This is a genomic window from Hymenobacter sp. CRA2 (assembly GCF_002007105.1).
Taxonomy (GTDB): Bacteria; Bacteroidota; Bacteroidia; order Cytophagales; family Hymenobacteraceae; genus Solirubrum.
The window spans coordinates 123502-135880 of the sequence record NZ_MVBC01000001.1; the positions used below are offsets into that span (position 1 = coordinate 123502).

The window sequence follows — 12379 nt, forward strand, 5'->3', positions numbered from 1 at the left end:
ACGGCAAGGCGGCCGCCCTTGGGCCGTTACGGCGAAGGCATTACTGCCTTCGCCGAGCTTCATATTAAAATCTCTATATACGACACGCCGCTGCCAAAGCCCCGCCTTACTGAGCCAGCTCATGGGCCCTGAGTAAGCAGGCGCTTCGGCAGCGGCAGATTTATAAGCGGCAGGCCGTATTCTTAGATCAGCTGTACTTGTACCGTGGTGACTTCGCCGTTCCAGCTGACGCGCAAAATGTAAAGTCCCCGCGGCAGGTCCACCACGTCCAGTTGCTTGTCATCGAGTTTGCCCGGCAGGAAGTCGGCCTCGGTGCGCATCACCCGGCCCTGCGAGTTGATGAGGGACGCGCTGATGCCGGACAGCGGCGGCAGGAGCACGGAAAACCGGCCCCGCGCGGGGTTGGGGAAGACGGTAGCCGAGAGGCTAGCCGGCGGAGCGGCCGGCACCGTGTACAGCAACGAGGCTAGGTAACTGCTGCTGCCATTGGCTTGGAGCGTATGGGGCGGGAAGCTGGCCCGGCCCGCAAACTGCCCCCCTACCAGCACCCGCCGCTGCCGCGGCCCGGCACCGGGCGCCACGGCCAGCCCTTCCGCCGACTCGACGCCGGTAGCCTGCTCTTCCCAGCTTATGGCGCCGGCATTGCTCAGGCCGAGCACCGCCGCTACCGTGGCCGAACGCTTGAGCAGCACCACGGGCCCGGTATCGGCGCGGGCGACGCGGACGCCGGCCGTGGTAATGGTGCCCAGGGCTTTTAGCCAGGTCACGGCGCCGCCGGCCGTAAACCGGGCCAGAAAGGCTTCGCGGGCCGCGCTGGCGCTGATACTGGCGGCGTCAAGCTGGTAGGTGCCGCTGAAGCTGCCCGCTACGTAGGCCCCGCCCTGTGGCTCCACGGCCAGCGAAGTAGCCCCTTCCTGGTCGCCGCGGGCCCAGACCACCGTGCCGGTGCTGCTGTTGAGGCGAGCCAGCGCGGAGCCGGTCTGTCGGGCTAGCTCTACCCCGCCGATGCTAAACGGCCCGACATACGAGCCCAAGACGTACACGCTGCCGACCTCATCGGCCGCAATATCGAGCCCGGACGCGCCCAGGTTGGCAAACGTGGGCGTATTCCAGCGGAAGCTGCCGGCCCGGTTCAGGGATATCACGAACATCTGCCGGGCGCCCGTCGAGATAAGGGGGCCGTTGCTGAGTGCGAAGCCGTAGCCGTTGCCGGTGATGTAGCTATTGCCTTGCGCATCCGTGGCAATGGCGTTGCCGCGCGTCGGGAACCCGGCACTGCTGCCGGCTTGCACCGCCCACTGTATTTGCCCGCTGGCCGACAGCCGGAGCACCAGCATGTTGTCGCCCTGGTAGCGGGTCGGGTCCAGGCTGATGCCCGGCACGTTGGGCCCGAATAATCCGCTCATGCCGCCTACTACCGCTACGCCTCCATTCTGCGCATCCACGCTGATGTCGACGCCTGCCGCGTACGTGCGGTTGCTTACGACGGGCGAGGGCGCCAGCGCCCCCAGGGTAGTGGCCCACTCCGGCTGCCCTTGCGGGCTGAATTTGACTACAATCAGGTCGGCTATGGTGCTGGTACTCGTCAGTTGAAACCGCCCCACCCGGATGGTGCCGGTAAAGCTTCCGGTCACGTAGGCATTGCCGGCCGCATCGGCTGCCACGGCGCGCACCGTGAAGGGCTGCGCATCTGCCCATTGCCAGCGCGGCGCCTGCGCCCATCCCGGCTGCGCCAGCGCGGCGAGCAGCACCAACAAGAGGATACTCAGTACTCGTTTCATCAGATAACCCATCAATTGAACCAGACTCATGTTCTCTGTTCATCCCATGGATGCCCGTGGACGACACCGCGCAGCAGCTCACCAGCTTTGGCTCTGCTCCGAAAGCTGCCTAATATAAAACTTTAACAATTTTTATTATAAAATAACTTATCCAAAATACCGGCCACCATTCCCTTTGCTTCAAAAGAAAACGCCCGGAACCTATACAGCTCCGGGCGTTTGCCTTAGGGGGTTCAGGGCTTGTTACTTGTAGAAGATGGCCGATACCCAGTGGTTGCGCACCCGGTGCGACTCGTAGCGGAAGCCTTCACGCTCGGCCGCCTCGCGGATCAGGTGCAGGTCTTCTTCGTAGAAGCCGGAGAAAATGATGGGGCCGCCGGGCTGCAGGTACTGGTGATACGCGGCCATGTCGTCAAGCAGCACGTTGCGGTTGATGTTGGCCAGAATGAGGTCGAAAGGCTTCTCCCCTTCCAGGGCCGTGATGTCGCCGAGGCGAGCTTCCACCTTGTCCTGCACGTTGTTTTCCAGTGCGTTGTCGGCCGCGTTTTCAGCCGTCCAGGGCTCTACGTCCACAGCCAGCACGTAATCGGCGCCGAGGTGCACGGCCATGATGGCCAGAATGCCGGTGCCGCAGCCCATGTCGAGCACGCGCTTGCCTTGGTGGTCCACGGTCAGCTGGTTTTCAATCATCAGCGCCGTGGTGTTGTGGTGGCCGGTGCCGAAGGACATGCGCGGCATAATCACGATGTCGTAGGGCAGGTCGGGCCGGGCGTCGTGGAAGGGCGCGCGCACCGAGACTTTATCCCCGATGACCAGCGGCTCGAAGTTCTTTTCCCACTCCGTGTTCCAGTTCTGGCGCGTAATCACGCGGCTTTCCGCGGCGGGCATGCCTTCGGGCCAGTCCTGGTACTTGCCGATGATGGCCTGGGTGCCGTCTTTATCGAAGGCGTCCTCGGTGGTATAGGCGCAGAAGCCCTGTTCGTTTTCCTCGAAGGTGTCGAAGCTGAGCTGGCCGAGTTCGGCAATGAGGATGTCGGCGAGGTCGGCCGGGCAGGTGACGCGCAGTTCGATGAAGTCCATGTCTTGAATGTGCTTGTGCTTGAATGTGCTGATGTGCTCAGGCAGCGGATTCGGCACATCGGGACTACAAAGATGCGGCGCTTTTTGGGTGCGGGCACAAAAAAGCCGCCCCGGCTGGTAGCGCGGGGCGGCAGATAATCGGCCGGCGGCTGGTTTCTAGCTTAATCCTGCTTGCAGCCGGCAAAGGCGCGCACCTTGGTGTAGTAGATGCCGAAATCGGCGAAGCTGCGGTTGTTGGTGACCAGCACGGTGTAGTCAGCGAAGTCGCGGGCCTCGGTGATGTACCACAGGCCGGCTTTGTCGGCGAAGAGCTTATTGGCCTCCTGGTACACGACCAAGCTGGCAAAAGCCTCCTGCTGCTCTACATACACAGTGGCCGAGCAAAAGCCGCGGCGGCGCGGGTCACGCTCCAGGTAGATGGAGCCGTAGATTTTGCACGGGTCGGCGTAGCCCCCGCCTTGCTGCACACGCGGCGCCAGGGGGGCGCTTACGGCCGGGGCGGCAGGCTGCCACCAGAGCAGCGCCGAAACGAGGGTAGTCAGGAACATGATGGAAACGGAAAGCTTTCAGCGCCGATGACAAGGACCGCGCCGCTTTGGTTCGTCTGCGGCCGCAAGGCTACGCGCCCGAGCTCTGTAAGCAGGTTTACTAAACTAATTCCTTTAGCCCGTAAACTCGTTTACAAAACCTAAAAACAGCGTTAGCGCGGCGGATAGCGGCTTCAATGCCTGAAGTATGCCGCTCAAAAGCGTGGTGCCACGACTCTGGAGTCATGGCACCACAGGCATTAGAACGACTTGATGATTTCGACGAAGTCGCGCGACTTCAGGGAAGCGCCGCCGATCAGGCCGCCGTCCACGTCGGGCTGGCTGAACAGCTCGCGGGCGTTCTGGGCATTGGCCGAGCCGCCGTACAGGATGGTGGTGTTCAGGGCCTGCTTGGCGTCGTAGGCGCGGGCAATCTGCTCGCGGATGAAGGCGTGCACCTCCTGGGCTTGCTGGCTGGTAGCCGTCTTGCCCGTGCCGATGGCCCAGATGGGCTCGTAGGCCACCACGACCTGCGCAAACTCCTCGTTGGAGAGGTGAAACAGGCCCTCTTTCAGCTGCTTCCCGATGTAAGCGAAAGTATCGTCGGCCTCGCGGGTTTCCAGCGACTCGCCCACGCAAAAGATGGGCTTCAGGCCGGCTGCCAGGGCCGCTTTTAGCTTCTGACTCAGCAGCTCGTCGTCTTCGCGGAAGTACTGGCGGCGCTCGGAGTGGCCCAGGATGACATACTCGGTGCCGATGGAGGCCAGCAGCCGGGCCGATACCTCGCCGGTGAAGGCGCCGCTTTCTTTCTGGTGGCAGTTCTGGGCGCCGAGGTGCAGCTGGCCGCCTTCAGGCAGCAGCCGGCCTACCACCGGCAGCAGCGGGAAGGGCGGGCAGATAACGACTTCTACGGCCGAGCCGGTAGCTTCGTCCTGCACCATGTTCACGATTTCCGATACGAGTGCCTGGGCATCCTGGAGCGTGGTGTTCATCTTCCAGTTGCCGGCGACGATGTTCTTGCGCATAGCGGGGAGTTGGGGTTGGGGCGGCTAAGTTAGCACCCAATCAGCCCGCGTCACGCGCTTAGGCCCGGTGGCGGCGCCAAGCCAGGGTTATTCCGCCCACGGCCACCAGCAGGGCTCCGGCCAGGGCCAGCCACCCCAGCTCGGGCACATCGAAGCGGCGCACGTACCAGATGCCCAGCAGGCCCCAGGCCAGCACCACGGGATATACCGCGTCGCGGAAGAAAGAACTGAGCAGCAAGCCCAGCGCCACCACCACGGCCAGCAGCACCACGCTCAGTAGCACGCTCAGGTTGAGCGGCGCGGTCCAGCCCAGGTCGCGCAGGCCCAGGGTTACGTTGACCGCCGTAGCCACCGTTATCCAGCCCATAAACAAGGACAAGGGCCAACTCGACGGCCGCGGCGAAGCACGCTCCAGCACCAGGCGGCGGGCCCGGCCATACGCCAGAATCAGCATGGACAGCGTGAGCAGCATGAGCACAGTGCAGATTCCGATGGCCTCGTAACTGAAGCACACCACCCACAGCGCGGCGGCCACGCTGGCCACCGTCAGGGGGCGGGCCACGGCGTCGGGCAGCGGGTTGCGGCGCTGCGCGGGCAGCAGCTGCCACACCGCGTACACGGCCAGCGCCAGAAATATCACGCCCCAGATGCTAAAGGCCCAGCCCGCCGGCGTGAGCAGCATGGGATACTGCGCCGACACGGTGCCCATGCTCTGTCCGTTGGCAGGGCGCGCGTTCCACCAATAGTTCAGGACGATGCACCCAAAGATGGCCGCGCTGCTCAGCCAGCGCCACAGCTGCACGGAAGCCCCGGAAGCGGGGTAAGAAGCGGAGTTAGCGGAAGTTTCCATACGTAGTACAACACGGCATCGAAGCATTGTTCTACGGCTACGGTCGACTTTCCGATCAGGCGGCGAAGTACTGGTCCACCAGCTCGTCGGTCAGCTCGCGCGGGGCGGCCTGCTCGTGGCGGGGCGGCGGGAAGGCGTTGCGGCAGAAGCCCGCCTGCTGCCGAAAGTCGTAGAGGGCGTGGCAGTAGCCGTTGATGATGAAGGCCGCCGCGTCCTCGGCTTCGTTCCAGATGATCTGGGCCGTGACGGGCTTGTGCCGGTCGGCAATATCGTCCACGTTGTAGACGTGCAGGGCATCGGCAATTTCCGTCTCCGGCTTGTTGCGGATGGCGTAGAAATAGCCCGTAGTGCCGTCGTCCTCGAACATGACTTCGTAGACGCCGCCGGTGGCCTGGCTGTTCATCAGCCGGCTTTCGTCGCCCGGCTCGGGCTGGCCAATCATTAATTTTTCTTCGACTCCGGAAGGCATGGGTAACGGGGCAAATGAAAAGGAGCCGCACCAGCGCGGCTCCTTTATTCTACGCTGAATTGCTTCGGTGGGACAATTACAGCTTTTCGGCCAGGAACCGCGCCGTGTGGTTCGAGTCCTTGTGCTTGACAAACTCTTCCGGCGTGCCCTCAAACAAGAGGTGCCCGCCGTTGATGCCGCCTTCGGGCCCGAGGTCGATGAGCCAGTCGGCGGCCTTCACGATGTCCATGTTGTGCTCGATGATGAGCACCGAGTTGCCCTGCTCCACCAGCGCGTTCAGCGCCGTGAGCAGCTTGTTGATGTCGTGGAAGTGCAGGCCGGTGCTCGGCTCGTCGAACACGAACAGGATTTTGTCGGACTGCAAGGTATTGCCCTTCGTGAGGAACGACGCCAGCTTCACGCGCTGGGCCTCGCCGCCCGACAGCGTATTGGCCGACTGCCCCAGGCGGATGTAGCCCAGGCCCACGTCGTTGAGCGGCTTCAGACGCTCGGCCACCTTCGGCTGATCGGCGAAGAAGTCCAGGGAATCCTCCACCGTCAGCTCCAGCACCTCGTCGATGCTCTTTTCCTTGTACTTCACGTCGAGGATGTCCTGCTTGAACTTGCGCCCGCCGCAGGCTTCGCAGGTCAGGTAGATGTCGGCCATGAACTGCATCTCGATCTTCACCTGGCCTTCGCCCTGGCACACCTCGCAGCGGCCGCCCTCGATGTTGAAGCTGAAGTGCGAGGGTTTGAGCCCGCGGGCCTTGGCCAACTGCTGGTCGGCAAACAAGGTGCGGATGGCGTCGTAGGCCTTCACGTAGGTCACCGGGTTCGAGCGGCTGCTCTTGCCGATAGGGTTCTGGTCCACAAATTCCACGTGCGACACGGCCGACAGGTCGCCGCCCAGCTTGTCGAACTTGCCGATGCTCTCCGAGGCCGTGCCGCCCAGGTGCCGGGCCAGCCCCGGGTACAGAATGCGCTTCACTAGGGTCGATTTGCCCGAGCCCGACACGCCCGTCACCACCGTCATCACGCCCAGCGGAAACTTCACCGTCAGGTTCTTCAGGTTGTTTTCGCGGGCCCCGACGACCTCCAGCGCGTTGCGCCAGGGCCGGCGCACGGCCGGCACCGGCACCTCCATTTTGCCGCTGAGGTACTGGCCGGTGTAGGTTTTGTCGTCTTCGAGGATTTCCTGGTAAGTGCCCTGAAACATGAGGTTGCCGCCGCCCGAGCCGGCTTCCGGCCCGATGTCGATGATCTGGTCGGCCTCTTCCATCATCTTCTCCTCGTGCTCCACCACCACCACGGTATTGCCCAGCTGCTGCAGGCTGCGCAGCACGCCGATGAGCTGCTCCGCGTCCTTGGGGTGCAGGCCGATGCTCGGTTCGTCGAGCACGTACATGGAGCCCACCAGCGCCGAGCCCAGCGAAGTAGCCAGCTGAATGCGCTGCGACTCGCCACCCGAGAGCGTGTTGGAGAGGCGGTTGAGCGTGAGGTAGCCCAGACCCACGCGCACCAGATAGCTCAGGCGGTTGTGCACCTCCGTCACCAGCCGGTCCGACACGCCCTTCTCATGCTCGGTGAGCGAGAGGTTGTCGAAAAAGCCGAGCGCATCCGAAATCGGCATCAGCACGATGTCGCTAATGCTCTTGCCGTTGATTTTGACGTACTGCGCGTCTTTGCGCAGGCGGGTGCCGCGGCAGTCGGGGCACACGGTGCGGCCGCGGTAGCGCGAGAGCAGCACGCGGTACTGAATCTTGTGCGTCTGCTCCTGCACCCAGTCGAAGTAGTCGTTCAGGCCCTGGAAGTACTTGTTGCCTTCCCACAGCAGGCGCTGCTCGGCCTCACTCAGCTCGTTGTAGGGCCGGTGAATGGGGAAGTCGAAGCGGATGCCATTCTTGAGCAGCGGCTTCAGCCACTCGCTCTGCTTTTCGGTGCGCCAGGGCGCCACGGCGCCCTCAAACACGGTCAGCGTCTTGTCGGGAATCACCAGTTCCGGGTCGATGCCGAGCACCGAGCCGAACCCTTCGCAGCGCGGGCAGGCGCCGTACGGGTTGTTGAAGGTGAAGAAGTTGACGTTGGGCTCCTCGAAGGTAATGCCGTCCAGCTCAAAACGGTCGGAGAAGGTGCGCGTCTCCTCGGCCAGCTTGATGAAGCAAGTGCCGTGGCCCTCGAAAAAGGCGGTCTGCACCGAATCGGAGAGGCGAAACTGCAGGTCTTCGTCGCCGGGCTGAATCACGGCGCGGTCAATCATGATCTGCAACTCCCCTGTCGGTTCCGGCTGCCCCTCGGCCAGCAGGTCCTCGATGAAGGCCATTTCGCCGTTGATGATGACGCGGGCGTAGCCTTTCTGCAGCAGCAGGTCCAGCTCCTTGCGCAGCGGGCGGCCGTCCTCAGCGGGCAGCAGCGGGGCCAGCACCATTACGCGGGTATCGGCGGGCAGCGAGAACAGGTAGTCCACCACGTCCGACACCTGGTCCTTGCGCACTTCCTGCCCTGATACGGGCGAGTAGGTGCGGCCCACGCGGGCGAAGAAGAGCTTGAGGTAGTCGTATATCTCGGTGCTGGTGCCCACCGTCGAGCGGTTGTTGCGCACCGTCACTTTCTGCTCGATGGCAATGGCCGGCGAAATGCCGCGGATGTAGTCCACATCGGGCTTGTCCATGCGCCCCAAAAACTGGCGGGCGTAGGAGCTTAGGCTCTCCACGTACATGCGCTGCCCCTCGGCGTAAAGCGTGTCAAACGCCAGGGAAGATTTGCCCGAGCCCGAGAGGCCCGTGACGACGATGAACTTGTTGCGCGGAAAAGCCACGCTCAGGTTCTTGAGGTTGTGCACCCGCGCGTTCTTGATGATTATGTACTCGCGCGGATCGAGCTGATCAATCGGGTCGTCCGCCGGGGCGGCGGCGACTTGCAGGTTCTCCTGGGCCATAGGTTCCTCTAACAGCGTTTCCTACCGCTAAGGTTTCGGCTAACGTGATTAGCGACGGAAAGGCCGGCGAAGGTACGACGGGGCGGGGTGTGGTTGGTAAGTGAGCAGACTTGCTTGCCCGTCAAAGCTTCTATATCTTCAAGCATCTGTCCTACGCCGATTGCATTTGCAGATTTGTCGCGAATGAAAAACGGCTTATACAGATGCGAAAGAAGCCCCAGAATTCCACTATCAGCCTGAAAACAAATGAAAAATCACAGAAGCGCCTTCCTGTTTGCGGGGCTAATGGTTAGCACCGCAGCTCAAATAACCCTGCACTTCGCCCATGTATCCGACTTCGCCGCAGGATCATTAACGGGAGTTGGCATAGGCCTTATGCTTTTATCTTTTATAAACCCAAAGCCTACATCCACTCATCCGCTATAACGAAAGGCCATATTAACAACAAGGCCTTTTCAACTCTAGCAGATTTTAAAAGCAATAATGCAGTCAAGATATGGAAGCACAAGAAAATAAGGCTGGAAGCGCCGCCGCAGCTACTGAGGCTATTCCTAAGGTGACTGGCATCGGTGGTATTTTCTTTTTCTCTGACAACCCCCAGGCAGCAAGGGACTGGTACACCAACAATTTAGGGATTGAAGTCAATGAGTGGGGTTCAACTTTTGAATCCAGGAATATTGACCGCCCTGACGAGGTAAACCAACTCCAATGGAGCCCTTTTAAAAAAGGCAGTGACTATTTCGCGCCTTCAGAAAAAGAATTCATGATTAACTACCGGGTGCAGAATATTGAAGGACTGGTAAGTAAGCTCAAGGACAACGGCGTAACCATTCTCGACGATATTGCGACTTACGACTACGGAAAATTCGTCCATATCATGGATGCCGAAGGCAACAAGATCGAGCTATGGGAGCCCGCGGACGCTGCCACAGCTGGGCAATAGATAACCAACAGCACGCACCGCGCCGCCTGGTTCTACCGAGGCGGCGCTGTCTTTTGCATGCAGGCCCAATCAGCCGCATCCATTCCCGGCGCTGAAAGTCGTCCGCTTGTGCCTCAGCATGGCGGGTAGGCAGCCCTTTTCGCTCCTTTTTTACATTCCCAGCACCTGCTGCCAGATATCTTCCTGCACCGGAATACACTGCGCCAGGTTCTGCTGCCGCGTGGCCCAGGACTGCTCACCGGAGTAGCGCACCGCGCCGTCGGGGCTGCTGCTTTTGGTATAGCGGATGATGTCGTCGATGAGCGACGCGTGCATCTCGGGCCGGTGTAGGGCAATGAAGCACTGAGACACGCCGTACTCCTCGCCGCTTTGGCTGATGGCGGCAGTGGAGCGGCCGCCGGTCAGGGCAGTGAGTAATACATCGAGCACCAGGGAGAGGCCGGAGCCTTTCCAGAAGCCGATGGGCAAGCCGCGCTGCGAGGCCAGAATCTGCTTGGGGTCGGTGGTTAGTTGGCCCTGCTGGTCGTAGCCGCCGGGCACGGGCAGCGCTTCGCCTCGCGCCGCGTAGGTGCTGAGCTTGCCGTAGGAATACTGCGATAGGGCCATGTCGAGCACTACGGGTGGCTCGGGACTGCGCGGCACGGCTATGACGAGTGGGTTGTTGCCCAGCCGGGCATCCTGGCCGCCCCAGGGCGTAACGTTGGCAATGGTATTGGTAAAGCAGATGCCAATGCAGCCCGCATCGGCGGCCTGCCAGCCGTAGGTGCCGCCGCGCATCCAGTGGTTGGTGTTGCCTAGGGCCACGCAACCGATGCCGTGCTCTTTGGCCAGATCGATGGCCCGTGCCATGCCCTGCCACGCGCTGTACACTCCCGGCGCCAAATGCCCGTCCCAGCGCTCCAAGGCCCCCATGCGCTCCACGCATTCCGGCTCGGCGGCCGGGTCGACGCGGCCCTGGCGCACAGCCTGCACAAAGGCCGGAAAGCGGTTCAGGCCGTGGGTGTACACCCCGTCGCGGCTGTTTTGGGCGAAAATGGTGGCACAGTGCTCGGCTTTGGCTTCGGAGAACTGCAGCGTTAGCAGCACGCGCTTGAATTCCTGCTGCAGTTGTTGGTAAGGAACGCGTAAGCTCATACGGCGGTAAGTCAGGTAAAAGGCTTCCTACGGCTGGCCCGGGCCTCTGGGCTTGTCGGCGCAAGGTATAGCTGCTACCGTTGGTAGCGCCTCCCGCCGCATCAGGCTTAGTATGTACCCGTTCTGCCTGTTACACCGACCAAACCTTATCTGAAGGCGCTGAGCCGGGCGCTCCAACCGGGGCTTGGTGAACCTAGATCTGGAATATCGCATAAATCACATGTCACACAATACGTTACCTGAGACGCCAAGCCTTGTCTTACAACAACGAACGCTTGAATATGACAGCAGACAATATCCCCTATTTCATAAATTAGCCAACTATAGTACAAGTCCTCAGCGAGTCAGCTTATGCCTGCTATGTGGCTGCATGTTCTCCTACTTTGAGGCATACTTACACACAGCGCGGTTCTGACGGGCTGACCACCCAGCTTTATGCAGCAGCTACTCCTACTTGAAATTCAGCTGTCTGAGTACCATTAATACATAGTGCAATAACACCTACTTCCCATGAAAAAAAGCTTAGTATTTGCCGCCCTGTTGTTTTCGTCTTTCTCAGTATTTGCAACGACCAGCCCCGTTGTAACCAAAGAAGACAAAACTGTCCCTACCGAAAACGCCCAATTGTCGGCCGCCGTTTTTGACTACAACTGCGTGGATGTAACCCTATCCTGTGGCCTGCACGGCCAGGAGTGCGGCGAAACGACCTCCGAAATTATAACCAAAGTAATTGCTGCTGAAGAAGCTTATTGCGGCGACTAATAATTGTCGTACGCACAATATGTGGGCGTCAACTTGTTTGGCGCCCACTTTTCTTGATGCCGCTCCCCGAATATGAAAAATCTACCCCACCTTCTGCTGTTAGCCGGGCTGGCTGGCGCTACCTACGCACAGGCCCAAAATCAGGCCAACATAAAGTGCATTTATAAAATAATGTTCCGGCCTGATTCGACCAATATCAATAACTTAAGAACTGAATACGGGGTATTGCTACTAGGAAATAATATATCCAAATACCAGACTATCAACAAGGCGCTTCTGGACTCTGTGGTCTTGAATGTACCCAAGGACGCCATGGCCTTCCAAATGTCCTTCGACGCTTCCAAGCTGCCTAAGACCTATTTCAGCTCGATTATTTTTAAGGACCTGCGCAAGAAGGAAGTCGTGGTTTACGATGAGGTGTACATCGACCAGTACCGCTACCAAGAGCCGGAGTCTTCATTTGCCTGGCAGATTACGCCCGAGAAAGCCGTAATTTCCGGTTACAAGTGCCAGAAAGCAACTTCGGCATTTGGGGGGCGGCGTTGGGAGGCGTGGTTTACCAACGAGGTTCCCAGCAGCGACGGCCCGTACAAGTTTCACGGCTTGCCGGGCCTGATTATAAAAGCCAACGATACCAAAAACTACTACACGTTTACGCTTAGCTCGCTGCAAAAACTGGCTAGCCCAGCCGTATTGGAGTTGCCAGCTCGTAAAGCCACGACCATCACCAAAGCAGAATACACCAAAGCCAAGCGCAACTACGACCTAAACGCCGTGGACATAATGGCACAGCGCGGGTCGGTTTATGGCGAGCCGGAGGAAATGAAGCGCCGGCACCAGGAGAAAATGAAGAAGCGCAATAACCCCATCGAACTTATGAAGTAGCGAAGGCCT

At 60.4% G+C, this 12379-nt stretch carries 11 protein-coding genes; 3 read left to right on the forward strand and 8 right to left on the reverse strand.

The features are described 5' to 3' along the window. Window positions 1-182: 182 nt before the first annotated feature. From B0919_RS00475 to uvrA, 7 genes are all read right to left on the reverse strand, one after another. Window positions 183-1781 (reverse strand): T9SS type A sorting domain-containing protein, encoded by a 1599-nt coding sequence (locus tag B0919_RS00475; RefSeq protein ID WP_176132790.1) that lies wholly within the window; start codon window positions 1779-1781, stop codon window positions 183-185. A gap of 243 nt (window positions 1782-2024) precedes the next feature. Beyond that, window positions 2025-2918 (reverse strand): 50S ribosomal protein L11 methyltransferase, encoded by an 894-nt coding sequence (gene prmA, locus B0919_RS00480; protein ID WP_254846432.1) that lies wholly within the window; start codon window positions 2916-2918, stop codon window positions 2025-2027. A 104-nt stretch (window positions 2919-3022) separates the two neighbouring features. Further along, entirely contained in the window at window positions 3023-3409 is a 387-nt protein-coding gene (locus B0919_RS00485; RefSeq protein WP_254846433.1) for a DUF6150 family protein, read from the reverse strand. A 239-nt stretch (window positions 3410-3648) separates the two neighbouring features. Then, entirely contained in the window at window positions 3649-4413 is a 765-nt protein-coding gene (gene tpiA, locus B0919_RS00490; RefSeq protein ID WP_078010231.1) for a triose-phosphate isomerase, read from the reverse strand. Window positions 4414-4471: 58 nt separating this feature from the next. Continuing rightward, the gene (locus B0919_RS00495; protein WP_078010232.1) at window positions 4472-5263 is read right to left on the reverse strand and encodes a hypothetical protein; all 792 of its coding nucleotides are present in this window, start codon (window positions 5261-5263) and stop codon (window positions 4472-4474) included. Window positions 5264-5318: 55 nt separating this feature from the next. Next, window positions 5319-5732 carry a DUF2251 domain-containing protein gene (locus B0919_RS00500; RefSeq protein ID WP_078010233.1) on the reverse strand — a complete coding sequence of 138 codons (414 nt, stop codon included), beginning with the start codon at window positions 5730-5732 and terminating at the stop codon, window positions 5319-5321. A 76-nt stretch (window positions 5733-5808) separates the two neighbouring features. After that, the gene (gene uvrA, locus B0919_RS00505) at window positions 5809-8646 is read right to left on the reverse strand and encodes an excinuclease ABC subunit UvrA (RefSeq protein ID WP_078010234.1); all 2838 of its coding nucleotides are present in this window, start codon (window positions 8644-8646) and stop codon (window positions 5809-5811) included. 496 nt (window positions 8647-9142) lie between these two features. On the opposite strand from uvrA, the gene B0919_RS00510 reads away from it, so the two are divergent. Beyond that, a complete protein-coding gene (locus B0919_RS00510; RefSeq protein ID WP_078010235.1) occupies window positions 9143-9589 on the forward strand; it encodes a VOC family protein in 447 nt (148 codons plus the stop codon). 150 nt (window positions 9590-9739) lie between these two features. On the opposite strand, the gene yiaK is transcribed toward B0919_RS00510, so the two are convergent. Beyond that, a complete protein-coding gene (gene yiaK, locus B0919_RS00515; protein WP_078010236.1) occupies window positions 9740-10723 on the reverse strand; it encodes a 3-dehydro-L-gulonate 2-dehydrogenase in 984 nt (327 codons plus the stop codon). Between the two features lie 510 nt (window positions 10724-11233). Here yiaK and B0919_RS00520 point away from each other — a divergent pair. Further along, window positions 11234-11485, forward strand: a complete 252-nt coding sequence (locus tag B0919_RS00520) for a hypothetical protein (RefSeq protein WP_078010237.1) — start codon at window positions 11234-11236, stop codon at window positions 11483-11485. 72 nt (window positions 11486-11557) lie between these two features. Beyond that, entirely contained in the window at window positions 11558-12370 is an 813-nt protein-coding gene (locus B0919_RS00525; protein ID WP_078010238.1) for a GLPGLI family protein, read from the forward strand. Window positions 12371-12379: the final 9 nt, after the last annotated feature.